The sequence below is a fragment of the Mycetocola sp. genome, assembly GCF_025464835.1.
Lineage (GTDB): Bacteria > Actinomycetota > Actinomycetes > Actinomycetales > Microbacteriaceae > Mycetocola_A.
Genome location: NZ_JAODMP010000016.1, coordinates 23137 through 49589, shown reverse-complemented (window position 1 = coordinate 49589; position 26453 = coordinate 23137). Strand labels below are relative to the sequence as shown.

General features: G+C 65.4%; 28 protein-coding genes. 3 read left to right on the top strand and 25 right to left on the bottom strand.

The genetic code is table 11. From position 1 onward, the window contains the following. Window positions 1-25: 25 nt before the first annotated feature. The 4 genes from JWP90_RS02370 to infC all read right to left on the bottom strand — a co-directional run bounded on the left by JWP90_RS02370 (window position 26) and on the right by infC (window position 2141). Entirely contained in the window at window positions 26-844 is an 819-nt protein-coding gene (locus tag JWP90_RS02370) for an RNA methyltransferase (protein WP_297359196.1), read from the bottom strand. 106 nt (window positions 845-950) lie between these two features. Further along, window positions 951-1343 carry a 50S ribosomal protein L20 gene (gene rplT / locus JWP90_RS02365; protein ID WP_297359194.1) on the bottom strand — a complete coding sequence of 131 codons (393 nt, stop codon included), beginning with the start codon at window positions 1341-1343 and terminating at the stop codon, window positions 951-953. A gap of 26 nt (window positions 1344-1369) precedes the next feature. Beyond that, window positions 1370-1564 carry a 50S ribosomal protein L35 gene (gene rpmI / locus JWP90_RS02360; protein WP_196834244.1) on the bottom strand — a complete coding sequence of 65 codons (195 nt, stop codon included), beginning with the start codon at window positions 1562-1564 and terminating at the stop codon, window positions 1370-1372. Next, entirely contained in the window at window positions 1557-2141 is a 585-nt protein-coding gene (gene infC, locus JWP90_RS02355; RefSeq protein WP_090710825.1) for a translation initiation factor IF-3, read from the bottom strand. Before infC ends, rpmI begins: the two co-directional genes overlap by 8 nt. Before the next feature lie 269 nt (window positions 2142-2410). Here infC and JWP90_RS02350 point away from each other — a divergent pair, with 269 nt between their 5' ends. Then, window positions 2411-2776: a DUF1844 domain-containing protein gene (locus JWP90_RS02350; protein ID WP_297359191.1), complete on the top strand. Its 366-nt coding sequence runs from the start codon at window positions 2411-2413 to the stop codon at window positions 2774-2776. Window positions 2777-3086: 310 nt separating this feature from the next. Here the strand turns inward: JWP90_RS02350 and JWP90_RS02345 are convergent, their stop codons facing one another. The 8 genes from JWP90_RS02345 to JWP90_RS02310 form a co-directional block, all read right to left on the bottom strand. Further along, a complete protein-coding gene (locus tag JWP90_RS02345; protein WP_297359188.1) occupies window positions 3087-4856 on the bottom strand; it encodes a DUF5671 domain-containing protein in 1770 nt (589 codons plus the stop codon). Then, complete coding sequence (locus JWP90_RS02340; RefSeq protein ID WP_297359187.1) at window positions 4853-5311, bottom strand: hypothetical protein; 459 nt, start codon at window positions 5309-5311, stop codon at window positions 4853-4855. Before JWP90_RS02340 ends, JWP90_RS02345 begins: the two co-directional genes overlap by 4 nt. 76 nt (window positions 5312-5387) lie before the next feature. Next, complete coding sequence (locus JWP90_RS02335; protein WP_297359185.1) at window positions 5388-6155, bottom strand: SseB family protein; 768 nt, start codon at window positions 6153-6155, stop codon at window positions 5388-5390. Then, on the bottom strand, window positions 6139-6885 hold the full coding sequence (priA, locus tag JWP90_RS02330; RefSeq protein WP_297359183.1) for a bifunctional 1-(5-phosphoribosyl)-5-((5-phosphoribosylamino)methylideneamino)imidazole-4-carboxamide isomerase/phosphoribosylanthranilate isomerase PriA: 747 nt from the start codon (window positions 6883-6885) through the stop codon (window positions 6139-6141). Before priA ends, JWP90_RS02335 begins: the two co-directional genes overlap by 17 nt. 49 nt (window positions 6886-6934) lie before the next feature. After that, window positions 6935-7585 carry an imidazole glycerol phosphate synthase subunit HisH gene (hisH, locus tag JWP90_RS02325; protein WP_297359181.1) on the bottom strand — a complete coding sequence of 217 codons (651 nt, stop codon included), beginning with the start codon at window positions 7583-7585 and terminating at the stop codon, window positions 6935-6937. Continuing rightward, window positions 7582-8190: an imidazoleglycerol-phosphate dehydratase HisB gene (hisB, locus tag JWP90_RS02320; protein ID WP_297359179.1), complete on the bottom strand. Its 609-nt coding sequence runs from the start codon at window positions 8188-8190 to the stop codon at window positions 7582-7584. The genes hisH and hisB overlap by 4 nt, the downstream gene beginning before the upstream one ends. Then, on the bottom strand, window positions 8187-9269 hold the full coding sequence (locus tag JWP90_RS02315; RefSeq protein ID WP_297359177.1) for a histidinol-phosphate transaminase: 1083 nt from the start codon (window positions 9267-9269) through the stop codon (window positions 8187-8189). Before JWP90_RS02315 ends, hisB begins: the two co-directional genes overlap by 4 nt. A gap of 65 nt (window positions 9270-9334) precedes the next feature. Continuing rightward, window positions 9335-9760, bottom strand: coding sequence for a LysM peptidoglycan-binding domain-containing protein (locus tag JWP90_RS02310; protein WP_297359175.1), 426 nt, complete (start codon window positions 9758-9760; stop codon window positions 9335-9337). A 348-nt stretch (window positions 9761-10108) separates the two neighbouring features. Between JWP90_RS02310 and lexA the strand changes: the two genes are divergently transcribed. Further along, window positions 10109-10774 (top strand): transcriptional repressor LexA, encoded by a 666-nt coding sequence (gene lexA / locus JWP90_RS02305; RefSeq protein ID WP_297359232.1) that lies wholly within the window; start codon window positions 10109-10111, stop codon window positions 10772-10774. Window positions 10775-10992: 218 nt separating this feature from the next. Here the strand turns inward: lexA and hflX are convergent, their stop codons facing one another. After that, window positions 10993-12531, bottom strand: a complete 1539-nt coding sequence (gene hflX, locus JWP90_RS02300) for a GTPase HflX (protein WP_297359174.1) — start codon at window positions 12529-12531, stop codon at window positions 10993-10995. A gap of 41 nt (window positions 12532-12572) precedes the next feature. On the opposite strand from hflX, the gene JWP90_RS02295 reads away from it, so the two are divergent. After that, window positions 12573-13187, top strand: coding sequence for a methyltransferase (locus JWP90_RS02295; RefSeq protein WP_297359172.1), 615 nt, complete (start codon window positions 12573-12575; stop codon window positions 13185-13187). A 1-nt stretch (window position 13188) separates the two neighbouring features. Here JWP90_RS02295 and dapF read toward each other — a convergent pair whose 3' ends face one another. The 12 genes from dapF to JWP90_RS02235 form a co-directional block, all read right to left on the bottom strand. Then, window positions 13189-14070 (bottom strand): diaminopimelate epimerase, encoded by an 882-nt coding sequence (gene dapF, locus JWP90_RS02290; protein ID WP_297359170.1) that lies wholly within the window; start codon window positions 14068-14070, stop codon window positions 13189-13191. 172 nt (window positions 14071-14242) lie between these two features. Then, the gene (miaA, locus tag JWP90_RS02285; protein ID WP_297359167.1) at window positions 14243-15151 is read right to left on the bottom strand and encodes a tRNA (adenosine(37)-N6)-dimethylallyltransferase MiaA; all 909 of its coding nucleotides are present in this window, start codon (window positions 15149-15151) and stop codon (window positions 14243-14245) included. 17 nt (window positions 15152-15168) lie between these two features. After that, window positions 15169-16767: a tRNA (N6-isopentenyl adenosine(37)-C2)-methylthiotransferase MiaB gene (gene miaB / locus JWP90_RS02280; protein WP_297359165.1), complete on the bottom strand. Its 1599-nt coding sequence runs from the start codon at window positions 16765-16767 to the stop codon at window positions 15169-15171. 297 nt (window positions 16768-17064) lie between these two features. Then, window positions 17065-17703, bottom strand: a complete 639-nt coding sequence (locus JWP90_RS02275) for a regulatory protein RecX (protein ID WP_297359163.1) — start codon at window positions 17701-17703, stop codon at window positions 17065-17067. 14 nt (window positions 17704-17717) lie between these two features. After that, the gene (gene recA, locus JWP90_RS02270) at window positions 17718-18845 is read right to left on the bottom strand and encodes a recombinase RecA (RefSeq protein WP_297359160.1); all 1128 of its coding nucleotides are present in this window, start codon (window positions 18843-18845) and stop codon (window positions 17718-17720) included. A gap of 708 nt (window positions 18846-19553) precedes the next feature. Next, window positions 19554-19778 carry a DUF3046 domain-containing protein gene (locus JWP90_RS02265; protein WP_297359158.1) on the bottom strand — a complete coding sequence of 75 codons (225 nt, stop codon included), beginning with the start codon at window positions 19776-19778 and terminating at the stop codon, window positions 19554-19556. A gap of 81 nt (window positions 19779-19859) precedes the next feature. Next, complete coding sequence (locus JWP90_RS02260) at window positions 19860-20168, bottom strand: helix-turn-helix transcriptional regulator (RefSeq protein WP_297359156.1); 309 nt, start codon at window positions 20166-20168, stop codon at window positions 19860-19862. Between the two features lie 177 nt (window positions 20169-20345). After that, window positions 20346-20867 carry a CinA family protein gene (locus tag JWP90_RS02255; protein WP_297359154.1) on the bottom strand — a complete coding sequence of 174 codons (522 nt, stop codon included), beginning with the start codon at window positions 20865-20867 and terminating at the stop codon, window positions 20346-20348. After that, the gene (gene pgsA / locus JWP90_RS02250; RefSeq protein ID WP_297359152.1) at window positions 20864-21451 is read right to left on the bottom strand and encodes a CDP-diacylglycerol--glycerol-3-phosphate 3-phosphatidyltransferase; all 588 of its coding nucleotides are present in this window, start codon (window positions 21449-21451) and stop codon (window positions 20864-20866) included. The genes JWP90_RS02255 and pgsA overlap by 4 nt, the downstream gene beginning before the upstream one ends. A gap of 3 nt (window positions 21452-21454) precedes the next feature. After that, entirely contained in the window at window positions 21455-24301 is a 2847-nt protein-coding gene (locus JWP90_RS02245; RefSeq protein WP_297359150.1) for a DNA translocase FtsK, read from the bottom strand. Between the two features lie 66 nt (window positions 24302-24367). Then, entirely contained in the window at window positions 24368-24625 is a 258-nt protein-coding gene (locus JWP90_RS02240) for a hypothetical protein (protein WP_297359149.1), read from the bottom strand. 147 nt (window positions 24626-24772) lie between these two features. Then, window positions 24773-26449 (bottom strand): ribonuclease J, encoded by a 1677-nt coding sequence (locus JWP90_RS02235; protein WP_297359147.1) that lies wholly within the window; start codon window positions 26447-26449, stop codon window positions 24773-24775. Window positions 26450-26453 lie beyond the last annotated feature (4 nt).

The following is a 26453-nucleotide window of genomic DNA, read 5'->3' as shown; positions in this document are numbered from 1 at the left end:
CGTTACTCAGTTGTAACGTAATGTTTTACTGGGCTGAGGACGCGGGAGAGCGCTGCGCGAACGCCGATTCGTACAGGCAGACGGATGCCGCGGTGGCGAGGTTCATGGACTCTGCGTGACCGTAGATGGGTACCGTGATCGCGGCATCCGCCAGCGGCAGCTGCTCGTCGGTGAGCCCATGGGCTTCGTTGCCGAAGAGCCAGGCAGTGGGGGCGGCCAGAGTGCCGTCCGCGCGGGCGTCGAGCAGGCTAGTGCCTTTGACGTCTGCGGCAAGGACGGTGAGTCCTGCGGCACGGGCGCGCTGGATCACATTGGACAGTTCAGCACCGACCGCGATGGGCAGGTGGAACAGCGAGCCGGTGGTCGAACGGACGACCTTCGGGTTGTACAAGTCGACGGTACGGCCGGTCAGGATGACGGCGTCGGCTCCGGCGGAGTCAGCGGCACGGATGATCGTGCCCAAGTTGCCCGGGTCACGCACTTCTTCGAGGATGGCGACAAGTTTGGGGCCCGCCGCGAAGATGTCCTTCATCGACGTCGGGAACTGGTGCGCGACAGCGATGAATCCCTGCGGGGTCACGGTGTCGCTCATCACATTGAGCACCTCTTCGGAGACGTACTCGATCTCGACGTCGGCGGCAGCAGCCTTCTCGGCGATGTCCGGGTAGCGTTCGAGAGCCGTTGGCGTCGCGAACAATTCGACGAACAGTTGCGGCCGGAAGGTCAGCGCCTCGGCGACCGCCTGCGGGCCCTCGAGGAGGAACAGTCCTGTCTCAGCGCGACCTGGTCGTTTGGCGAGTTTGGCGACCGATCGGACGCGCGGGGAACGTGGGTTATCAAGCACGACCCCAGTCTACGGAGCGGCGCCTGAGAGCTCCGAGAGGCTCGCCACGAACGCAACAACGGGCATCCCGCAAAAGCGGAATGCCCGTTGGGACAAGCAGGAAAGACTACGCCGCAGCGTCGACCTTCGGAGCCGACGTGTCGGCCGGGAGGGCCTTCTTGGCGCTCTCGACGAGAGCAGCGAACGTGGCGGGCTCGTGAACAGCCAGTTCGGCGAGGATACGACGGTCGACCTCGATACCGGCAAGACCGAGACCCTGGATGAGACGGTTGTACGTCAGGCCGTTAGCGCGCGATGCCGCGTTGATCCGCTGGATCCAGAGGCGACGGAAGTCACCCTTCTTCTGGCGGCGGTCACGGTACGCGTAAACCATGGAGTGGGTGACCTGCTCCTTGGCCTTACGGTACAGGCGCGAACGCTGACCGCGGTAACCCTCAGCCCGCTCGAGGATCTTCCGGCGCTTTTTGTGAGCGTTTACCGCCCTTTTTACTCTTGCCATTTGTCTATATTCCTAACGGGTCTGGTCTAGCGACCGAGAAGCTTCTTGATGTTCTTGGTGTCGGCTTTCGACACAAGCTGGTCGGTGTTCAGGCGACGCTTGCGCTGGCCGGACTTCACCTCGAGGTTGTGACGCATGCCCGACTGCTGCTTCTTGATCTTGCCGGAACCAGTGAGCTTGAATCGCTTCTTGGCGCCGGAGTGGGTCTTCTGCTTAGGCATTGTTTTCCTCCTGCTTCGCTGCCTTATCGGCAGCACGATGTGCGTTGGCCTCGGCCTTGGCCTCTGACTTGTTCTTCAGAGGGCCGATAACCATGACCATGTTTCGACCGTCGATGGTCGGAGAGGACTCAACAGTGCCCAACTCCGCAACATCTTCGGCAAATTTTTGGAGCAAGCGCACACCCTGGTCGGGGCGGGACTGCTCACGGCCGCGGAACAGGATCATTGCTTTGACCTTGTCGCCACCCTTGAGGAAGCCCTCAGCGCGCTTAACTTTCGTCTCGTAGTCGTGCTTGTCGATCTTGAGGCGGAAACGGACCTCTTTGAGGATCGTGTTCGCCTGGTTGCGCCTGGCTTCCTTGGCCTTCTGCGCAGCCTCGTACTTGAACTTGCCGTAATCCATGATCTTTGCGACCGGTGGCTTGGAGTTCGGGGCGACCTCGACGAGGTCGAGGTCGGCGTCCTGCGCCAGGCGCAATGCCACCTCGATTTTGACGACGCCGACCTGTTCTCCGGCGGGACCCACGAGGCGAACCTCGGGGACGCGGATACGGTCGTTTGTACGGGGATCGCTAATGCGTAACTCCTATAACTCAAATCTCGTGACCACTGATCCAGACGGATGCCTGAACCGGGCGAGAGAGGAGAAATCACACATCGCAACCATGACAGTTAACTACCATCACAGCGGCTCGTACCCTGACTACCTCGACATGGGAACCATGCGTCTGGCGGAGTACAACAACCCGGTAACCTTAGTGAAGCGGTCAAGCGCGGGTGGGAAATTTCCTCTTTCGTACCAGGACATAGTCCCGGAGCCGTCTTAGAGTCTAGCAGAGGTTGGCATTGAGCACTAACGAATCCCCCTACGACAACATTGAAGACGCGGCAGCGGATGCCACACGCGACATCGCAGACGTCGGCGCCGTCGAGGTCATCACCACGACGGCCGTCCACCTGATGAGCGCTGCGGCTGTGAAGTGCGGTCTGGCCGACGATCCGTCGACGCAACAGGACCTCGACGAAGCCCGGAAGCTCATCAACGCGCTTGCTGGCCTCATCACCGCTGGGGCACCAGAGATCAGCGACATGCACGCCCGCAGTCTGCGCGACGGGCTGAGGTCGCTCCAGCTGGCGTTCCGCGAGGCATCCGTCATCCCGGACCCGATCGGTAAGGGGCCGGGAGAAAAGTGGACGGGGCCGGTTAACTAGCTTCACTGGGGCGGCGGGCGGCGGCATCGAGCACCGGCGCCCATGGGCGCCCGACCACACCCTCGGCACTCGATGCCGTCGCCCGCCTGCTCGAAAGTTAACAACGGCAGGGGTTCTGGGCGCCCGACCACACCCTCGGCACAATAAGTCGTCGCTCCACCTCCGCGCCCAGTTCACTACGGCTGGGAGCGCTGGCGCCCGACCACACCCTCGGCAGCCGATGCCGTCGCCCGCCTCGCTCACGGGCTAACTGCGGCGGGAGGCCCGGCGCCCGCCCACACGCGCGGGAAGCAGCCGTTCAGCGGACGCGTCAGTCCGCGAGCGGAATCACTTCGAGGCGAGAGCCAGGGCCCACGAGAACGAGCACTCGGTTTCCTGTGACTCCATCGAGCAGCTGTGCCACACGTTCCGGCGCCGGGGCTATCTCCGGCGCCACCCCGACCGCAACTGTCGGGGCATACGGGGCAGGAGCGACACTCAGATCCTCGATCGGCGGAGGCACCGGGAGTGGGCTCTGCGCACGCACACCCGGGAGCCCCTGTTCGACCCCAGGCAGAACGCCGGGCGCAGATGCCGCACGCCAAACGGTCACGGATGCCCCCGTCGCCGACCCGATCGCAGCGACAAGCGGCGCGGGGTCGGCTCCAGTGACGAGGATCACCTCACCGATCGTGCGCTGGCGCGGCGCCGGAGCTGACGCCGCGGCATCCGACCGGTCGTTTCGCCAGACCCCGAAGTGATAACCGGCCACCAGCGCGGTGGCAGTGAGCAGTCCAAGCGGAGCCCGGATCTGGTCGATGAGCCCTGAGCCGCCCTGCAGGAGAGCCTGGAATACCTGGAAGCCGATGACGAGAAGGGTGATCAGCGCGACGACGGCGCTGACGCCGAAGATGGCGATGAGGTAGATCCGACGCCCGGCGGCCGGCACGGACGCTCCCACAGGGCGAAGCGGTCTCCACGCCATCGTCCACGCGACGCCACCGACAAGAAGTGCGCTGAGTCCTCCGAGCAAGAGCGGTCGAAGCCCCTCCCCCGCCAGCGGCGTGGAAAGGATGCCGAGGGCGGAGTTGACGATGACACCCAGACCGGATGCCGCACCGACGAGGGCGACACCGCTGGCGGCCAGGGTGTTCGCGAAACGCGTGGCAGGCGACCTGTCGGCTGCGACAGTGCGATGGTAGGTCCAGACCACGGTACCGACGGCTGCCGCCGCGAGGGCGGGACCGACCGGAGACAGCAACTCGCGCAACGGATCGGTGTTGTCGAAGAGAAGTCGGAGCACGACATACAACGCGACGCCGATCCCGACGAGGGAGGCGATGCTGGCCAGGAAAATACCGAACAGGATGAGCGCGACGTCGGCGAGCCCGTTGAGCGTGGTGCGAGCACCCTCACGGTACCAATGCCAGACCCAGACCGCTCCCCCACCGAGAGTCCAGATCAGAGCGTGCAGCGCACCGGTCCACCACGGGCCGCCGATCGCCGGCGACCCCGAGAGCTCCATGACAGCGGCGCTGAAAATGCTGCCCAACAAGTTGATGGCGTTAGCAGCGCCGAGAACGAGACCGAAGGTCGCACCGAACAACACGGGCAGCGAGACCAGTTCAAGCGGCCCCCTAATCTGGTGGCGCCACATCCAGCGGTGCCACAGCCATACCCCGGCCCAGACCAGTCCGGTAGCGAAGGCCGACCCATCCCAGTCGCCATCGACCAGGGAGGCGATCGCTGTGAGCAGCCCGGTGCTGGATGAGATCAGTGCCACGATCAGGACTCCGGAGAGGTAGAGCCCCCAGCCGATTGCACCCCTTTCAGCCGGCTCGCTGAGCCGTCGCCATGCCATCCACCAGAGAAGCGCCGCAAGCGGGCCGGCGATCACGGTGAACGCCATGCCCTGGGCGATGCTCGCGGTGTTCTCGCCGACGAGCGGCGTGTTCGGATCGAGGACCAGGCCGAGCAGGGTCTGCACCCCGATGGCCGCGATGATCACCAGCACGAAAAGCAGCGTGTAGACGATGAGCCGGCGTACGGACTGCCCGGCCGACGAGACCGGGGATGCGTACGGCGCCTGGACGGAACTCACCGGATCTCACCGTCCATCGTGCACACGGTCAAATCCCACGGGACAGATTCGATCCGCCAACCGCTGTTTTCCTTGGCGAGCCGGAATCCCTCCTCGTAGCTGTAGTCCGAGCCGAATGGCCCGCCGGAATGCCTGCTCAGCTGCACCCGTACGTCTGCGGTGTCGTCGCGCAGGTCGGATGAGATGAGCGTGACGCGGAGATCATCCCCGTGTGTGTCCTGGACGGTTCCGCACTGCTCCTGCGTCCGCTCTGAGAGGTACTCGATTGCCGTGTCGTCGTTCCCGTCGAGAACGGCGGCCGCGTACCGCTGGACGACGCCTTCAGGCGTGGACTCATCGAGCAGCTCTGCCTCACCACGACTGAAGACCACGACAAACGAGACGATAACGAGCACCGCGATCACCGACAGAAGAACGACCAGATTTCGGCGGGCACCGGCCGCAGCGTGTGTCATGTGGTCAGTATGGCGTACCGGGCCCGGTCGGGGCACCCGGTGAAGGGGACGTCACAACGCGGGCGGGCGCTCCGTCTCAGGCGGACGCCTCGAGTTTCACTCGGAGTGAATCGACCCGGGTGGCGATGATGTCGTTCGCCGCCCAGCGCTGGGCGAGCCGGTTCAGCGTGGTGTCGAGTTCTGCCCGGGTAAGCCCGTCGATGAGTTCGAGCCGGACGATCACTTCAGGGCCGCCGAGGCGAGCGGACGGGTCGCCGGCCGCAAGTCGTACGTTCAGGACCGCAAGCTCGGATCGAACACTCGTGAGGAAGGCGTCAAGCACATCAGGGTTCGAATACCCGGGCTGCCAGGGTTGCGACTGGGCGATGGCCCAGAGCGCTGGCCGCCGGATGGCGAACTCCGTCGCACTCGTCGGGTCGAGCACGACGAGGTCGGTGTTCTCACTCGCCGCCGCAAGTGCGACGCGGACGCCGTCCGCAGGCACGGGGCGCGCCTTCGGGTTCCACGCCGACATGGCAGCGACCGATGAGAACACAGGAAGGACATTGCGGCCATCTGGGCCCTGCACCGTGACGATCGACAGCTCCTGCGTCTTGTCGACTCGCTGGCCGTTCGGCCCGATCCCCACATCGCCGGCGTGCGCGATCAGAGGAATCAGCAGCCGGGACGTGCGGAACGCGTCGACGACATCCGTTTCACCGGATTCGCCGCCGTGGAATCGTGCAAGAGCGCCGATCAGAAGTTCGGGCGCTCCCCCGTCGTCGGTCGAGGCCTGGGCATCACCGAACGAGCGGCCCTGCCACGGCTGGCCAGCGGAGTCAGCGGCGTTAGTCGGATGCGACATCCAGCGCCTCAGCGAGCGTGAAGGCCCCCGCGTAGAGCGCCTTGCCGACGATTGCGCCTTCGAGACCGAGCGGGACGAGCGAGCGCAACGCGACGAGGTCATCGAGGCTGGACACGCCGCCTGAAGCAACGACCGGGCGGTTCGTGCGCGCGAGGACTTGGCGCAGAAGATCGAGGTTCGGGCCCTGCAGGGTGCCGTCCTTCGTCACATCGGTGACCACATATCGTGCGCAACCGGCCTGCTCGAGCCGGTCGATGACCGTCCACAGGTCGCCACCCTCACGGGTCCAGCCCCGCGCTGCGAGTGTCGTTCCACGGACGTCGAGCCCGACCGCGACGGCGTCGCCGTACTGGCCGATGACGTTCGCCGCCCACTCGGGGTTTTCGAGCGCGGCGGTGCCCAGGTTGATGCGTTTGGCGCCGGTGGCGAGTGCCGCCTCAAGCGACGCGTCGTCACGGATGCCTCCGGACAGTTCCACCTTGACGCCGCGGACCTGCTTGATGACCTTGCGGATGACGCCGGCGTTGTTGCCGCGGTCGAAAGCGGCGTCGAGGTCGACGAGGTGGATCCACTCGGCTCCCTGCGCTGCCCAGTCGGCGGCCGCGTCGACCGGGTCGCCGTAGTTGGTTTCGGTTCCGGCCTCGCCCTGGGTCAGCCGGACGGCCTTTCCGTCGGCGACATCGACCGCTGGAAGCAGCACAAGCTTCGGGGTCGTGTTGAACTCACTCATGATTGTCCTTGTTTTCGGGCGCGGCAGCAGCGTACCGCAGGGATGTTCGTCAGTCGTTGGGGAGGGTGCCGATCCAGTTCCGCAGCAGCCGGATGCCTGCCTCCCCTGATTTCTCGGGGTGGAACTGGGTGGCGGAAAGGGGGCCGTTCTCGACGGCGGCGATGAAACGGGTGCCGTGCTCTGACCAGGTCACGCGGGGCTCGGGGAAGGGGTGCGTCGCTTCAAGCGTCCACTGCTGCGCAGCGTATGAGTGCAGGAAATAGAACCGTTCGTCGCGGAGCCCGGCGAAAAGCACCGACTCCTTCGGAGCGTCCACGGTGTTCCATCCCATGTGCGGGAGGACCGGGGAGTCCAGTTCGGTGACGGCGCCTGGCCACTCACCGAGCCCTTCTGTCTCGATCCCGCGTTCGACGCCGTGTTCGAACAGGACCTGCATTCCGACGCAGATGCCGAGCACCTTGCGGCCACCGGCGAGGCGTCGGTCGATGATCTCGGCGCTCCGGTTCTTGTTGAGCTGGTCCATCACCGCGCTGAACGCGCCGACGCCTGGCACGACCAGCCCGTCCGCTTCCATCGCACGAGCCCGGCTCCCGGTCAGCTCGACCGTCGCGCCGGCCGCTTCGAGGGCCTTGACCGCTGAGTGCACATTACCGCTGCCGTAGTCGAGGACCACGACGTTCGGGGAATTCTTTCCGGTCACAGCAAACCCTTCGTCGACGGGATCCCTGTCACCTCGGGGTCGAGCGCTTTCGCCTGGCGGAATGCGCGAGCGAACGCTTTGAATTCTGCCTCAGCGATGTGGTGCGGGTCGCGGCCGCCGAGAACACGGACGTGCACCGTCAGGGCCGCGTTGTAGCTGATGGCCTCGAACACGTGACGGATCATCGATCCGGTGAAGTGACCACCGATGAGGTGGAACTCGAACCCGGCGGGCTCCCCTGAGTGCACCAGGTACGGCCGGCCGGAAATGTCGACGACGGCCTGGACAAGCGCTTCGTCCAGCGGGACGAGGGCGTCACCGTACCTCGAGATGCCGGACTTTGTACCGAGTGCCTCTTTGATCGCCTGACCGAGTGCGATCCCGATGTCCTCAACGGTGTGGTGGACGTCGATCTCGGTGTCGCCCTTGGCGCGCACGGTGAGGTCGGTGAGCGAGTGCTTCGCGAAGGCTGTCAGCAGGTGGTCGTAGAACGGGACCGTCGTGTCGATGTCACTCGCCCCTGTGCCGTCGAGATTGACCGACAGGTCGATGCTGGATTCGCTCGTCTCACGCTGGATGCGGGCGGTGCGCTCTACGGTGCTCATGGTTTCGAGCCTATCGCGGCCATCGCCTCGAGGAACGCGGTGGTCTCCGCTTCGGTGCCGGCGGTCACGCGAAGCTGGCCGGGAAGCCCGATGTCACGGATCAGGATGCCACGCTCCAGCAGCGCCTCGAACAATCCGTGCGGGTTCTCCACTCCCCCGAACAACACGAAATTGCTGTGACTGCGGTAGGTGTGATAGCCGAGTTCAGTCAGCCCTGCTGTAATCCGGTCCCGTTGGACGCGGATGTCGTCCACCATGGCGAGCATCGCGCCGCTGTGCGCGAGTGCAGCAGTCGCTGCCGCCTGCGTGAGGGCGGAGAGGTGGTAGGGCAACCGGACCAGACGGAGGGCATCCGTGACCGCGGGATCCGCTGCAAGATATCCGACCCGGATGCCGGCGAAGGCGAAGGCCTTGCTCATGGTGCGGGACACGAGCAGTCGCTCCCGCCCTGGGAGCAGAGTCAGCGCGCTGGGGATGTCGTGCGGCGCGAATTCGACGTACGCCTCGTCGACGACGACGATGCCGTCTGTCGCCTCATAGACCGCTTTGATCGTGTCGAGCGCGAGCGGCGTGCCGGTCGGGTTGTTCGGCGAGCAGAGGAACACAATGTCGGGCTTCGCTTCGGCCACCGCCCTGGCCGCCGTGGCCGGTGACAGCTCGTATTCGGCGTCACGGCCCGCGGAGATCCAGGTCGTTCCGGTTCCGGATGCGAGGAGTGAGTACATGGAGTAGGTGGGCGTGAACCCCAGAAGCGTGCGACCGGGGCCTCCGAAAGCCTGCAGCACCTGCTGGAGCACCTCGTTGGATCCGTTGGCCGCCCAGATGTTGTCGCGGCTGAGACCGTGCCCGAGATAACCGGCGAGACTGTCGCGTAGCGCACTGAACTCGCGGTCGGGGTAACGGTTGGCGCCCAGAACGGCCGAAGCCAGTGCGGTCACGATGTCCCTGGCGACACCCTCGGGGATGGGATGCGTGTTCTCATTGACGTTGAGCGCCACGGGGACGGTCTTCTGGGGAGCCCCGTAGGGCGTCTTGCCGCGAAGGTCATCGCGGATGGGCAGGGACTCGAGAGAACTCACTCGGCAAGTTTACCGGTGGTGGCCACTGCCTCTGGTCGCGGCGGCGAGCCGGAGCGGACCCCGCTTCAGTTACCCGAGTATTGCTCCGGAATGGCAATGCGCTGCCCGGGTGAAACCGTCGAACTGTCGAGCTGGTTGAGCCTCATGATGTCGGCGATGACGTCACGGGGATCAACGTCAGGGGCGACGGTCGTCGCGAGCTGCCACAACGACTGATCTGACTCGATGGTTGCGTACTCGAAGACGACAGAGCTCGGGCTGGACGTGGCGACTGCCGGGAGCGCGTTGACACCGATCCATGCGGCCACGGCGACCAGCGGACCGGCAGCGAGCGAGGTGAAGACGGCGCGGCCACGGCGGGTGAGGCGGATGCGACCACTGGACTGCCTGGACGGGACTGCCGGGCTGATTGCGGTGACGGGCGACGGACGCATCGCCGCCTGCCTGGGCGGAAGTGCCGGGCGAATCGGTGTGATGACTGCTGTGCTCATGGTGTGTCTCCTGCGTGCTGAATGTGCTCGTGCTGTGCTTCGGAGTGTTCGTATCCGACTCCCGGCCGGGGGTGCCGGATACGAAGCTATGTTCCGAATATATATTCGATAGTCCGAACATTCAAGTATGTGTTCGTACTTTCGCAGAATTCTTTCCCGACACACTCGAACAAATGTTTGCCGCTGCGCGGTGCCGAGACTAGAGTTCTGCTACTGGTTGATACCCAATCAGCGACCACTGACATTGGCCGGCGCTGCCCGCCAGACGGGAGTGACATGACGCTCAGTAAGAGGGATGCCGCTGGAACGGCTGGGCCCGTCGGCACCGCCGCGAAAGCGAAGCGCGTGCTGGCAGACAAGCCGACCACGCGGCGACGCAAGAGCCTGAGCGAGAAGCAGCTGTCGATTCTCGACGTGATTCAGCGTTCGGTGAGTTCACGCGGGTACCCGCCGAGCATGCGTGAGATCGGCGACGCGGTCGGCCTGGCATCGCTTTCGAGTGTCACGCACCAGCTGAACCAGCTCGAGCTGAGCGGTTACCTGCGGCGGGACCCGAACCGCCCACGCGCGCTCGAGATCCTCATCGACCTTCCCTCGCCCTCCTCGGAGGTCGATTTCGAGAACACGACACCGGTCGGCGACGCCGCCATGGTGCCGCTGGTCGGCCGGATCGCTGCCGGTGTGCCGATCACGGCCGACCAGCAGGTCGAGGAGGTCTTCCCCCTCCCCCGGCAGCTCGTCGGCAAGGGCGACCTCTTCATGCTGAAGGTGTCAGGCGAGTCGATGATCGACGCCGCGATCTGTGACGGTGACTGGGTGGTCGTGCGCCAGCAGCAAACCGCGGAAAATGGCGACATCGTCGCAGCAATGCTCGACGGTGAAGCGACGGTCAAGGTGTTCCGTCAACGTGACGGGCACACCTGGTTGCTGCCGCGCAACTCGAGCTTTGAACCGATCCTCGGCGACGAGGCCGACGTCCTCGGCAAGATCGTGGCGGTGCTGCGGGCGGTCTGAGACGCGGCTGTCGTTCTGCCGCGCCAGAGCGCGCTGTTCCGATCCTGCTGAGCCGCAACCTGCGCGAAACGCCCACGGCTTCGAGAACCGCGACGCCCGTGACGTCGAGAACCGCGAAGCACCGCCGGAGGAATGGGACATGACTGAGTCCGCCGTTCTCGATCCGAGCGGAAACCTTCTGCGCATGGGCTCGCCCGCTCAGGACCCGCTGGGGCGGATCACGGCCTCCGAGCGAACTCCGCCACCTGTGCGGCGAGTTCTTCGGACGCCATCGCGCGCACGTGAGTCCCTTCCTCGAGGTAGTCGAGGTGGTCGACGCGTCCCCGCCGGTGCAGCATCGAGATCACGTCACCACGGTCGTACGGCACAAGGAGATCGAGTTCGACCGATGGACTCGGCAGAAGCTCGCTGAGCGCGGCCAGGATTTCGTCGATGCCCTCGCCCGTGCGCGCTGACGCGAAAATCGCCTTCGGCTCAAGCCCGCGCAACAGCAGGCGGTCGTCTTCGTCGACGAGATCGCTTTTGTTGAAGACGACGAGTTCGGGGATGTCACGGGCACCGACATCCCCGATGACGTCGCGGACGGTCATCAGCTGGGCAGCGGGGTCGGGGTGGGATCCGTCGACGACGTGCACGATGACATCCGCTTCACCCACTTCCTCGAGGGTCGACCGGAACGCTTCGACGAGTTGGTGCGGCAGGTTCCGCACGAAACCGACAGTGTCGGAGATGGTGTACAGGCGCCCGTCCTGCGTCTGGGTGCGACGGACCGTCGCATCCAAGGTGGCGAAGAGAGAGTTCTCGACGAGCACTCCGGCCTTCGTGATGCGGTTGAGGAGGCTGGACTTGCCGGCGTTGGTGTACCCGGCGATCGCAACGGACGGGACCTCGAAGCGGTGCCGGTTGGCGCGCTTTGCTTCGCGTGCGGGACCGAAACCCTTGATCTGCTTGCGGAGTTTCGCCATCCGGGTGTGGATGCGCCGACGGTCGAGTTCGATCTTCGTCTCACCGGGCCCGCGTGAGCCCATTCCGGCGCCGGTTCCACCGACCTGGCCACCGGCCTGGCGGGACATCGAATCGCCCCAGCCGCGGAGCCGGGGCAACAGGTATTCGAGCTGCGCGAGTTCGACCTGCGCCTTACCCTCACGGCTCTTGGCGTGCTGGCTGAAGATGTCCAGGATCACGGCGGTGCGGTCGATGACCTTGACTTTCACCACATCCTCGAGGGCGCGGCGTTGGCTGGGTGCCAGCTCCGTGTCGGCGATGACGGTGTCTGCGCCGAGGGAGGCGACGATCCCGCGCAGTTCCTCCGCCTTGCCTTTGCCGAGGTACGTGCTGGGGTCGGGGTTCGGGCGTCGCTGGAGCATACCGTCGAGCACAACGGCGCCTGCCGTCTCGGCCAGGGCGGCGAGCTCACGGATCGAGTTCTCGGCGTCCTGCAGCGATCCCTGCGAATAGATGCCGATGAGCACCACGTTCTCGATGCGCAGCTGCCGGTATTCGACCTCGGTGACGTCTTCGAGTTCGGTGGACAGGCCAGCTACCCGTCGCAGAGCCTGGCGGTCCTCTCGGTCGAGCTGCTCGCCGTCGTGGCCGTTGCCTGCTGCCGAGTCGAACTCGGTTTCGGTGTCGAGCGCTGCGGCCTTGCCTGAGCCGAAGAGGGAATACCCGGACGCGCGAGTTTCCGCGTTCTTGAGCACGCGAGTGACGGCGTCGTCGCCGTCTGGGACTTCTGAAGTGTCATCGGATGTAGTCATCAGAGTTAACCCTAACCCGTGCGGTCGAGTAACGTTCGGGTATGGCCAGCGATCATTATTTCACCGGGGTGCCCGGCACCGAACTCAAGCTGCGGACGGTGACGGTGCACCTCGCGGGCGCCGAGAGGGAACTGACCACGGCCAACGGCATTTTCAGTCCTGGCCGCATCGACCAGGGCACCCAGGTTCTGCTCAGTGAGACGCCGCGCCCCCCTGCGACCGGCAACATCCTGGACCTGGGTTGCGGGTGGGGACCGATCGCCTTCACCATCGCCTTCGCATCACCCGATGCAACGGTGTGGGCTGTCGACGTCAACGAACGCTCGCTCGAACTGGTCCGGCTCAACGCCGAGAAGCTCGGCCTCAGCAACGTGCGCGCTGTCCTTCCCGATCAGGTTCCCGCGGATCTCGCTTTCGACTCGATCTGGTCGAACCCGCCGATCCGGATCGGCAAACAGGCGTTGCACGACATGCTCGAGTTGTGGCTGCCCCGGCTCGCCCCCGGGTCGGACGCGTGGCTTGTGGTCCAGAAGAATCTGGGCGCCGACAGTCTTCACCGCTGGTTGCAGGAACGGCTGAGCGATGACTTCGACGTGACGCGTGAGGCGATCAGCAAGGGCTACCGCGTTTTGCGCGCCGCCAGGCACGACGGCTGAGTCAGCCCAGTTCGAGGGTTCCCGTGTAAACGAGTTCCGCGGCGCCGCTGAGCCCGACGTGCTCGCCGTCCTGAGTGGCGAACATCCGCACCCCCAGCGTTCCCCCTGGCACATCGACTCGCCACTGGTTCGGTGCCGCCGACCCAGCCCAGTGCCGGGTCGCCAGCGCCGCCGCGGCGACACCGGTGCCGCAGGAGAGCGTTTCGCCGCTTCCGCGTTCGTGCACCCGCATGGTGATGCGGCCGACACCGTCGATGATCAGCGGGTCGTGCGGAACGACGAATTCGACGTTGGCGCCGTCGATGGGCTCCGGCTCGATCCGCGGCACATAGCTCAGGTCGGCAGACGCGAGTTCGCTCTCGTCGGCGAGGGCGACGACCACGTGCGGGTTCCCCACGTTGATCCCGAGCCCCGGGCGAGCCACCTTGAGTTCCTTTGCCCGCACCAGCGGCTCCCCACCGTCAAGCATCCACCGGCCGAGATCGACCTGGAACCCGTTCGCGGACTTCTGCACGTCTCGCACCCCGGCTCGCGTTCCGATCGCGAGGGTGTCGCCGGATTCGAGCGTTGCAAGGCCCTGGTCGAGCAGGTACCGGACGAAGACGCGGATGCCGTTGCCGCACATCTCCGCGATCGAACCGTCGGCGTTGTGATAGTCCATGAACCATTCGGCGTTCTCGTCTTCAGCGAGGGCCGCCGCCCCGGCGTCGAGATTCGCCGAGCGCACCGCGCGAATCACGCCGTCTGCTCCCACCCCGAAGTGCCTGTCGCAGATCGCGGTGATCTGTTCCGCCGTCAACGGCCGGGTCCCGTCCGGGTCCGCGTAGAGGACGAAGTCGTTGCCTGTGCCGTGACCCTTGGTGAATGGGAGCGTGAATGCCATGCTCCAAGTCTACGGTTCGTGCTACGGCCGCTGAGGCAGCGGAGCGCCTCGTGCCCGTGAGGGGTCCCGTCCGGCTGTTGAGGAGGCATCCGAACGACCACGCGGGAGCGACGCGACAACCTGGGACTACCCACTGTGCATGCTGAGCAGGGCCGACGACTGGACCAACGGATCAGACGATGACGGATGCCTCAGCAGCGTCCACGAGGTGAGGATCGTCGTAGTCCAGCCAGACGATGTCGGCGTAGCGGCGGAACCAGCTCACCTGCCTGCGCGCATAGCGTCGGGTGAGCTGTTGTGTCTGTTCGATCGCCTCTGCCTCAGTCGCCGTGCCGGCGAGCTGCTGCAAAGCCTGGGCGTAGCCGATGGCACGGGATGCGGTGATCCCGCGCTCGAGACCCAGCGGCACGAGTTCGCGAACCTCGTCGAGGAGTCCACTCCGCCACATTCCGAGAACACGCTCGTCGAGCCGCGCAACCAGTTCATCACGGGGCGCACGGAGCCCGACGATCCGAGTCGGCCTCCAGTACACCGGCGCATCGGGCAGCATGCCGGCGACCGGGGACCCGGTGAGTTCCGCCACCTCGAGCGCCCGGACGAGACGGCGCGTGTTCTGCGAGCCGATCCGCGAAGCGATGGCCGGATCCAGGGCGGCGAGGCGACGGTACAGCGCACCGGCGCCTTCGGTCTCAAGCTCTGATTCCAGCCGGGCGCGGACCGTCTTGTCCGACGCCGGGAACTGGAAATCGTAGAGAACGCTTGCGACGTAGAGACCTGACCCTCCGACGAGAATCGGAGTGGCCCCGCGTCCGGCGATGTCCGCGACGGCCGCGCGAGCATCCGCCTGGTATTGGGCGACGGTGGATTCGGTGGTGACATCGAGCACGTCGAGAAGATGGTGCCGGATGCCGCGGCGGTCGGCGGGCGCAAGTTTGGCTGTGCCGATGTCCATGCCGCGGTACAGCTGCATGGCGTCGGCATTCACGATCTCCGCCCGCCGGCCATCAGCCGCGAGACGCTCGGCGAGGTTGAGCGACAGTTCTGATTTGCCGGTGCCGGTCGGGCCGATGACGCAGATCACCTCGGCCGGTGCGGGATTCAGCGCTGACCGTCCAGCTGATCGTAGATCGGCGTTGTGGCGCCGGAGACGGATGCCGGCGGGCCGACCCTGAGGGACGGCAGGCCGAGCGATACCCGGCCGGGAGTCGCCGACGCGGGCGAAGGAACACCACAGGACTCGGCCTGAGCCCGATCCCAGGCATCCCCCGCCGAGGTGCGGCGCACCCGGAGTGGCTGACCGTCCGCGGTGTCGGCGATCAGGTAGAACGGCGCAGCCTGGCTGACGCGAACGGTGACCACATCGCCGGGTCGCGGAAGCTCAGACCCTTCCGGGACGTCGAAGTGCACCAGCCGGGAGTCCTCCGCGCGGCCTGACATCCGGTGGGTGGCTGCGTCTTTCTTCCCTTCGCCGACGGCGACGAGCAGTCGCACCTCTCGGCCGATGACGGCCCGGTTCTCTTCGAGGCTGATCCGGTCCTGCAGGGCGGTGAGCCGCTCGTAGCGTTCCTGTACGACCGCCTTGGGGACCTGGTCCGGCATCGTGGCCGCGGGCGTTCCTGGCCGGATGGAGTACTGGAAGGTGAAGGCTGTCGCGAAGCGGGCCGCTTCGACAACGCGGAGGGTCTCCTGGAAGTCCTCCTCGGTCTCACCGGGGAAGCCGACGATGATGTCTGTGGAGATCGCCGCGTGGGGCATCTGTGCCCGGACCCGGTCGAGGATGCCGAGGAACTTCTCGCTGCGGTACGACCGGCGCATGGCTTTGAGGATCCGGTCCGAGCCGGACTGCAACGGCATGTGCAACTGGGGCATCACGTTGGCCGTCTCGGCCATGGCGTGGATGACGTCGTCGGTGAACGCCGCCGGGTGCGGGCTGGTGAAGCGGATGCGTTCCAGCCCCCGAATCTCACCGGCGGCACGGAGGAGTTTGCTGAAGGCCTGCCGGTCGCCGAACTCGACACCGTACGAGTTCACGTTCTGGCCGAGAAGCGTGACCTCGATCGCGCCGTCGTCGACGAGGGCCTGGATCTCGGCGAGGATCTCGCCTGGGCGGCGGTCCTTCTCTTTGCCGCGGAGGGCGGGAACGATGCAGAAGGTGCATGTGTTGTTGCAGCCGACCGAGATCGACACCCAGCCGCTGTAGGTCGATTCGCGCTTGGTGGGCAGCGTTGATGGGAACGTTTCGAGCGAGTCGAGGATCTCGATCTGGGCTTCGTCGTTGTGTCTGGCGCGTTCGAGCAGGCTCGGCAGCGACCCCATGTTGTGCGTGCCGAACACCACGTCGACCCACGGCGCCTTCTCGAGGATGACGTTCTTGTCCTTCTGAGCCAAACACCCGCCGACGGCGATCTGCATTCCCTGATGGCGTTTCTTGACGGATGCCAGGTAGCCGAGGTTTCCGTACAGTTTGTTGTCCGCGTTCTCACGGACCGCACACGTGTTGATGACGACGACGTCCGGTTCGACCCCGACCGCCTTGACGTACCCGGCGGCGTCGAGTGAGCCACCGAGCCGCTCGGAGTCGTGCACGTTCATCTGGCATCCGTAGGTGCGGACTTCGTAGGTTCGCGCCCGCCCCGACCCGTCGAGAGCCGCGGCTGACGGCGTGATGACGGTGGGCGTTTCCTGCAGCGTGCTCATGATCGTCCCAGTCTACGTTCGCGCGGCGGTACCCGCGACGAGATCACCCGTTCCGGACGAGGGCACGCAGCGCACCGGATGTTCCTGTCCGCAACACATGAACAGACGCGCGGGAGGGGTCAGGAACACATGAACAGACGCGCGGGAGGGGTCAGGAACAGAACCGGCTTGTGTCGGCCACGCTTGGGTGGCCGACACAAGCCGGTTCGGAACTGCGTTCGCGCCGAAGCTCAGCGGGAAAGCTCAGCGGGAAAGCTCAGCGGGAAAAGCTCAGCGGAAGAGCTAAGCGGAACATCCTCAGCGGAACCGCACGGTGGACGAGGCCGTACTCGATCGACCGGTGAGAAGGGGCGCTATCGCTTCGCGGACGATGTTGCCCGGGTATCCCCGCCGGGCGAGGAACCCGACGAGGCGCCGTTCGAGGGTTTGCTTGTCGAGACCGGTGAGCTGTGACGCCCGCTTCGCGGCGAGCTCGGTGGCCGCGCTCAGTTCGTCGCCCGAGTCGATGTCGTCGAGCACCTCATCGATGACCTCGCGGTCGATCGAGCGGCCGGACATCGCCCGGGCAACGACCGCTTTGCTCTGCCCTTTGCGCTCATACAACGCGTGTTTCAGTTGCTCGGCGAGCACCCGGTCGTCCACGTAACCCAGATCACGCAGGTGGTCGAGCACCAAGTTCGCCTGGTGGGCGGTGAGACCTTCGTCCATGCCGTACGACAGCACCTCGGCTTCGCTGAGCGCACGCCGCGCGAGCTTCTTGACGAGCGCCGCCTCGACCGACTCCGGGTCGGCGTCCGGCGTCGGCTCGGGAAACTCGTGCTGCGCCGTCGCCCCAGGCAGGTAGGTCACCGTCGCGAGCTTGTCGCCACCGGCCGGGCTGTCGCCCGGCTCGCCGGCGGGCGAGTCGTTCTCGTGTGGGTCGATGAATCGGACCATAAGCGAGACCGGCCCTAGGCGCCGCGCCGGGCGGCGAGCTGGTCTGCGGCGGCCTTGGCGGCCGCGGTGGTCTTGGCGGGTGCGGTGGTCTTGGCGGCTGCGGCCGGTGCCGTCGATTCGGCCGAGGCATCCGGCGCAGCGACCGCTCCACCGATACCAAGCTTGACCTTGATCTTGTGCTCGATCTCGTTGGCCACGTCCGGGTTCGTCAGCAGGAAGTTCCGGGAGTTCTCCTTGCCCTGCCCGAGCTGTTCACCGTCGTAGGTGTACCAGGAGCCGGACTTCTTCACGATGAGGTGCTCGACACCGAAGTCGATGAGGCTACCTTCACGGGAGATACCGGTGCCGTAGAGAATGTCGAACTCGGCCTGCTTGAACGGCGGGGCCATCTTGTTCTTGACGACCTTGACGCGCGTGCGGTTCCCGACGGCGTCCGTGCCGTCTTTCAGCGTCTCGATCCGGCGGATGTCGAGTCGCACCGACGCGTAGAACTTCAGCGCTTTTCCACCGGCCGTGGTCTCTGGGCTTCCGAAGAACACACCGATCTTCTCTCGCAGCTGGTTGATGAAGATCATGGTGGTGTTCGTCTGGCTGAGCCCGCCGGTGAGCTTGCGCAGCGCCTGCGACATGAGCCGGGCCTGGAGTCCGACGTGGGAGTCACCCATCTCGCCCTCGATCTCGGCACGGGGCACGAGTGCAGCCACCGAGTCGATCACGATGAGGTCGATGGACCCGGAGCGCACGAGCATGTCGGCGATTTCGAGTGCCTGCTCACCGGTGTCTGGCTGGGAGACCAGCAGCGCGTCAATGTCGACACCGAGCTTCTTCGCGTACTCGGGGTCAAGGGCGTGCTCAGCGTCGATGAAGGCAGCGATGCCCCCGGCCTTCTGGGCGTTGGCGATGGCGTGGAGGGTGAGAGTCGTCTTACCGGATGACTCAGGGCCGTAGATTTCAACGATCCGGCCGCGAGGGAGCCCTCCGACACCGAGCGCGACGTCGAGCGCGATCGAACCGGTGGGGATGACGGCGACAGGGGCACGCTCATCGCTGCCGAGACGCATGACTGAACCTTTGCCGAACTGGCGGTCGATCTGTGCGAGGGCGGTCTCGAGGGACTTCTCGCGGTCTGCTGGTGATGGCATGTCATGCCTCTTTCTCTGTCGATATCGGTGCGCCTGTAGGCTGTCGCGCCCGGGAAGTCCGGTGCTGTGACAAGGCTGAGAGCGGTTTCAGGAACGTTGTCGACTGTATTGTGCACCCCTGACATTGGTGTCTGGGGGAGGAAATCAGTGGGCAGGACGACCCGGAAAGGCTCTTGTGAAGGAGCCTAACCCAAACCGAACAGATGTTCGAGAGCCGCTCGGCGGCGTGTCGAAGTCAATTTCGTTTAGGGTGGCATCCGCCCGCCATCTCACTCCCCCAAATTCAGGAGTTCTTGTGCGACACGCCGGCTGGCGGAGCTCCTGGACGGCGTGTCGGGCCGAATCTGCTGAATTTGGGTGAGGTTGCTGAATTTCGGTGAGGTTGCTGAATCTGGGTGAGGTTGCTGAATTTGGAGTCGGAACAGAACGGATGCTCGCGCTATCGGCACGACGTACTCAAGGGCGGGAGCGAGCCTCCTACCTGCGGGCAGGCGGTACGGAAGCGAGCCTCCTACCTGCGGGCAGGCGGTACGGAAGCGAGCCTCCTACCTGCGAGCAGGCGGTACGGAAGCGAGCCTCCTACCTGCGAGCAGGCGGTACGGAAGCGAGCCTCCTACCAGCCGGCAGGCAGAACGGAAGCGAGCCCTCTACCTGCGGGCAGGCAGAACGGAAGCGAGGCTCCTACCTGCGGGGAAGCGGTACGGGATCCTACGTGCGGGGAGGCGGTACGCCGGCTCCGTGGCGGCGCGCCTCAGGGACATCCGTCTCGCGGCAGATGGCCAGCCAGACGGTCCGCGGCGACTCGCCCGCTGCCAGAGCGTCGTTGGCGGTCCGGCCGCCGAGTTCACGAAGGACGAGGTCGTTGGCGAGCACACGGCTGTACGCGCCACCGAACTCGGTGGTCATCGCCGTCCTGAACTCGCTGAGCTTCACGGAATCAAGCGTAATGGCCGCAGACAGCGAAATACCCCGAAACGGATGCGCTTCGGGGTATTTCGGAAGGAGCGGCCGGCGTCAGCGGCTGACGAGGTTGGCGTCCAGTTCCGCGACGAACGAATCGGGAACGGTATCGGGTATCGGTTCGATGTTTTCGAGAACCGCGAGGCGGTCACCGACTTCGCGCATGATGACGGAGATCGGTGTTTCCAGCGCTTCGGCAACAGAGGCGAGGATTTCACTCGATGCCTCTTTCTGCCCGCGCTCGACTTCGCTGAGGTAGCCAAGGGCCACACTCGCCTTGCTTGCAACCTGGCGAAGAGTCCGCCCTTTTTGCAGCCGGAAGTCACGAAGCACGTCGCCGATTTCTTGACGAACAAGTATCATTTGACCCCTCCTTCTCTGCCGGTCAGTCTCACCGCCGGTAAGTCTGTGGATGGCTACTTTACTACACCGTTCCATGCACAAACCCTAGTGTCGCTGACTGATCTTTTCTTGTGAGTCTGTTCGATGCAACGACGGGATGATTCCTGGTATTCCGTCGTTCCTGAACAGTTTCTGCGCTCAAGAACCGCCGGTAACCGCGCCGGTGATCCCAATCAGATAGTCGACCGCCGCAGTGACGGTGTCACGTCGGACGGTGTCCCTGTCGCCGCTCAAGGTGAGGCCGATGGAGCGGGTGCCGCCAGCCATCGACAGACCGAGGAACACCGTGCCCGGTTGCTTGCCGTCCTGAGAGTCAGGTCCGGCCACTCCGGTCGTCGCGATGCCGATGTCGGGTTCACGCCCGTCGACGCTGAGGACGCGGCGCACCCCGGCGGCCATCTGTTCGGCCACGAGCGGGTAAACGGCGCCATGCTCGGCGAGGAGTCGTGTGTCGACACCGAGCAAGGACCCCTTCACAGCGGTCGCATAGGCGATCACTCCCCCGCTGACGACAGCGGATGCGCCAGCAGGTCGGATCAGCTCGGCGGCGAGCAGCCCGCCGGTCAGCGACTCGGCCACAGCGACGGTCAGTCCGCGCGCCGCGAGATGACGGATCAACGCGGCTGTTCGATCCACCTCGCGCCCGCCGACCACGCTCATGGTCGTCGAGACGCTTTCACCGCGGTGAGCACGTAGTCGAGCCCGCTCGCGATGGTGAGGAGCACGGCGATGGTCATGAGAACGCCGTTGACCCAGAAGACCCAGTCCCCGAGCACAAGGTACAGCGGGGTGAGCGCCATGGCGATCGCGATCGCCTGGGCGAGGGTCTTGAGCTTGCCCATCCATGCCGCGGCCACGACATGGTCGGTCGCCACGATCATCCGGTGCACGGTGATCCCGATTTCGCGGACGAGGACGACGACCGTCACCCACCAGGGCAGCTCGCCGAGAAGCGACAGCGCAACCAGTGCGCCGCCGGTGAGGATCTTGTCGGCGATCGGGTCCAGAAGCTTGCCCAGCTCGGTCACGAGGCCGTGCTTGCGCGCGATCGCGCCGTCGATGCCGTCGGTCGCGATGGCAAGGATGAACAGCCCCGCCGCCGCCCAGCGGAGGGTGCCGTCAGCCCCGTCGTCGGCCAGGAGCATCCAGATGAAGACCGGGGCGAGAAGGATCCGGACCACCGTGATGGCGTTCGGCACGTTCAGGTTGGCTGAGCGGGGACGCGCGGCGCTGGGAAGAGCCATGGTCTAATCCTTGCCGGTGAGGTGCCAGGCGTCCTCGTCGGATTCGCCCTCCACTACATCGTAACCGGCGAACTGGTCTTCGACCTTGTCGCCGTCATAACGATCGTCCGGCTCCGACGCCGACGCTGGGGCGAAGGACGGACCGTCCTCGCCCTTGAGCTTCGCCAGAAGCCCTGGCAGCTGCTCGGCGGTGACGAGAACGTCCCGCGCCTTCGACCCCTCCGATGGGCCGACGATCTCCCGCGACTCCATCAGGTCCATCAGGCGGCCGGCCTTCGCGAACCCGACTCGAAGCTTCCGCTGCAGCATCGACGTCGACCCGAACTGGGTGCCGACGACGAGCTCGGTTGCGGCGAGGAGCAGATCGAGGTCGTCCCCGATGTCGGCGTCGACCTCCTTCCGCTCGGTGATCGCCGCCACATCCTTGCGGTATTCGGGTCGCGCCTGCTGGGTGACGTGCTTGACGACCTTCTCGATCTCCGCCTCGGACACCCAGGCGCCCTGCACACGGATCGCTTTGTTCGTTCCCATCGGGAGGAACAGCCCGTCGCCCTGCCCGATCAGCTTGTCGGCACCCGGCTGGTCGAGGATGACGCGGGAGTCGGTGACGCTCGTCACGGCGAAAGCGAGCCGCGACGGAACGTTCGCCTTGATCAGCCCTGTGACGACGTCGACAGACGGTCGCTGGGTGGCGAGGACGAGGTGGATGCCGGATGCTCGCGCGAGCTGGGTGATGCGGACGATCGAGTCCTCGACGTCACGGGGCGCGACCATCATCAGGTCTGCGAGCTCATCGACGACGACAAGCAGGTACGGGTATGGTTTGAGCACCCGTTCGCTGCCTGCGGGAAGCACGATCTCGTCGTTCACGACAGCCTTGTTGAAGTCGTCGATGTGCCGGAATCCGAAGCTGGCGAGGTCGTCGTACCGCATGTCCATCTCCTTCACCACCCACTGCAGCGCTTCCGCCGCCTTCTTCGGGTTGGTGATGATGGGTGTGATGAGGTGCGGAACGCCGGCATACGAGGACAGTTCGACGCGCTTCGGGTCGATCAGCACCATGCGCACGTCGCTCGGTTTGGCGCGCATGAGCAGGCTTGTGATCATCGAGTTGATGAAGCTCGACTTACCCGAACCGGTGGAGCCGGCCACGAGGAGGTGGGGCATCTTGGCGAGGTTCGCGACGACGAACCCGCCGCCGACGTCCTTGCCGACTCCGATGGTCATCGGGTGGACGCTCTTGGTGGCGTTCCCCGATCGGAGGACGTCGCCGAGGGTCACGATCTCACGGTCCGTGTTGGGGATTTCGACGCCGATGGCGCTCTTGCCGGGGATCGGAGCGAGGATACGGACCTCGTTGGAGGCCACGGCATAGGCGATGTTGTTGGTCAGCGCCGTGATGCGCTCGACCTTCACGCCCGGGCCGACCTCGATCTCGTACTGGGTGACGGTCGGCCCGCGGGAGAACCCGGTGACCTTGGCGTCGACCTTGAACTGGGTGAGCACGCTGGTGACGGCGGCGACGACTTCGTCGTTGGCCGCCGAGCGGGTCTTCGCCGGATCGCCTGCGCCGAGGGTCGAGGCGGACGGAAGGCGGTAGGGAGCCGTCGGGGCTGTCGGGCGGGTCATCCGCTGCGGGCTGGTGTCGTCCATCAGCCCGAGGCCTTCCATGCCAGGAAGCGCCTCGGTCTGCCCGCCGGGGCCGTCGTCGTGCAGCCCTGAGGTGGGTTCGCCCGTCGCGTTGAACGTATCAAGAGCGGCCTCGGCGGCGGAGAGGTCGCCGATGATCTCGGTCATCCCCTCATCGTCGACATCGTCGATCGGGTTGCCGAAGACATCGAGGTCCTGGCCCTCGAGCGCCGAATCGAATTCTCCGTTGCCGCCGCGCGGGCCGCCGAGCAGTTCGCTCACGTCGTCGGTCTCGAGTGCGGAATCGAACGCGGGATCGATCTCGCGCTGGCTCTTGTTGCGTCGCCACCATGGCAGGGAATCGTCGGTCTCTTCGTCGTCGGACTCGAGGCCGTCGAGCCCGGACAGTTCGACCTGCTTCGTCCGTTCGAGCTTCGCCGCTTCGCGTTCCTCCGGGGAAGGGAGTTCGGTGCCGAAGGTCCACGCGTAGAGCTCATGGAGTCGGCTGCCGACCTTGTTCGGTGGTGTCTTCGTGATGATGAACAGGCTCAGCAGAAGCAGAAGGGAGAGGACGATGGCGGCGCCGACCTGTGTGATCAGTGCGACCAGCGGTGCTCCCACGATCCAGCCGACGAGCCCGCCGGCGACCGCGAGCGCAGGCATGCCCTCGCTCGGGCTTGGCTGGCCGCCGAGGGCGTGGCACAGTCCGGCGACGGCGACGAGCGCCAGGATCAGGCCGATGCCGATCCTGCCGTTGTCGTTGACGGAGCTCGGATGCCGGAAGAGCCAGATGGCCAGCAGCAACATGACGACGGGAAGCGCGAATGCGAGACGCCCGAAGATACCGCCGAAGGTGAAGGCGTTGAGGTTCTGGGCGACCTCGTTGTTCACGCCGAACCATTGGACGACCATGCCAACGATGGCAAGCAGGAGGATGAGGAACGGGATTCCGTCGCGGCGTTCTTCCTTGGCAAATCGTTCAGGGCCGAAGGCGCGGGCTGTGCCACCGGCGAGATGGGCGAGTCCCATCCACATCTTGACGAACACGTTCTCGGTCGTCTCGGCTGGGTAGGCGACGGTTTTTGCTGTCGGGAGTTTGGTTGTCTTGGCCGTGGCGTTTTTCACCGGCGCTGCCTTTGCCGGTGCCTTGCGGACGCTCGGTTTTCCTCCGCTCGCCGGCGTGCCCCGACCGCGGCTGGACGATTTGCTGGTCGTAGCCATGGTTCCACGGTACTTCGCAGGGGATGCTTTGGCCCGCATTGACGCGGGCCAGTCCTCTCCAGGCGTTCAGTACCTGATGGCGTCGATGGCCTTCACCCGGGCGGCGATCACGGCCGGGATCAGCCCGGCGAGGGCCCCGACGACAGTCGCGACGACGGTCGCGACGACGGTCGCGACGACAAGTCCGAAGATCGCCGCCGAGCCGGGGAACGGGGGCATGTCGCTGATGAGCCCGCCGATCACGCCACGATACAGGATCGTGAGCGAAGCGGCATCGGCGATCTGCACGGTTCGGCTGACGGCGGTGAGCTCGACGAGGCTCAACCGACGCACCCTTCATCACAGAGCACACCCCGAGCGCGTGTCCGCGTCAGCCGTGAAGATGAGATGCGGGGTTAAAACGCGATGCCCGGTTCGGTGTGACCTGGCGAACCAGGACCCACCCAACCGGGCATATCCAGCACTGCGTGCTTACGCCTCGATGACGAGCGGCACGATCATCGGCCGGCGGCGGTACGAGGTGTTCACCCAGCGGCCGACGGTGCGGCGCACGATCTGTGAGAGCGCGTGCGGGTCGCGAACGCCGTTGCGTGCTGCCTCCGCAAGCGCCTGCTCGATCTTCGGCTTGACGCCGTCGAACACCCGGTCGTCCTCGGCGAATCCCTTGGCGTGGATCTCAGGGCCGACGATCACCTTGCCGGTCTGCGCTTCGACCACGACGATGATCGAGATGAAGCCCTCTTCGCCCAGGATGCGACGGTCCTTGAGGTCTGCGTCGGTGATCTCTCCGACGCTTGAGCCGTCGACGTAGACGAAGCCGATGTCGAGCTGGCCGACGACACGGGCGACGCCGTCCTTGAGGTCGATGACGGTGCCGTCCTCGGCGAGGATGGTGTTCTCCTCTGGCACGCCAGTGTCGATGGCGAGTTTGGCGTTCGCGACGAGGTGACGGTATTCGCCGTGCACGGGCAGAACGTTCTTCGGCTTGATGATGTTGTAGCAGTACAACAGTTCGCCTGCTGCAGCGTGTCCGGAGACGTGCACCTTGGCGTTACCCTTGTGCACGACGTTGGCGCCGAGCTTGGTGAGGCCGTCGATGACGCGGTAGATGGCGTTCTCGTTGCCGGGGATCTGGCTGGAAGCGAGGATGACGGTGTCACCCTCACCGACCTCGATGGCATGGTCCATGTTCGCCATCCGGCTGAGCACGGCCATCGGCTCGCCCTGTGACCCGGTGGACATGTAGACGATCTTGTCGTCCGGCACGTCCTTCGCCTTCTTGTAGTCGATGAGAACGTTCTCGGGCACCTTCAGGTAGCCGAGATCCGCCGCGATGGTCATGTTGCGCACCATCGACCGGCCCAGAAGCGCGACCCGCCGGCCGTTCGCGTGGGCTGCGTCGAGGACCTGCTGGACGCGGTGGACGTGGCTGGAAAAGCTTGCGACGATCACGCGGCGCGGCGCTTTGGCGATGACCTGCTCGAGCACAGGACCGATGGAGCGCTCAAGCGGCGTGAAGCCGGGAACGTCGGCGTTGGTGGAGTCGACGAGGAAGAGGTCGACGCCTTCCTTGCCGAGGCGCGCGAACTCGCGGAGGTCGGTGAGGCGGCCGTCGAGCGGCAGCTGGTCCATCTTGAAGTCACCGGTGGCGAGGACGGTGCCCGCTGTGGTCTTGATCGCAACGGCGAGAGCGTCAGGAATCGAGTGGTTCACCGCGACGAACTCGAGCGCGAACGGGCCGAGCTGCTCCTTCTGGCCCTCGGTGACCGTGAGGCTGTAGGGCTTGATCCTGTGCTCTTTGAGCTTCGCCTCGACGAGCGCGAGCGTGAGCCCTGACCCGATCAGCGGGATGTCGTTGCGGAGCCGCAGGAGATACGGGACCGCGCCGATGTGGTCTTCGTGGCCGTGGGTGAGGACGACGCCGACGACGTCATCCAGACGGTCCTTGATCGGGCTGAAGTCGGGCAGGATGAGGTCGACGCCCGGCTGGTGCTCCTCAGGGAAGAGCACGCCACAGTCGACGATGAGAATCTTGCCGTCGATCTCGAAACTGGTCATGTTCCGGCCGACTTCGCCGAGACCGCCGATCGGAATGACGCGGAGCGTCCCGTTCTTCAGGGCAGGCGGGTTGTAAACGGATGTGGGCATATGC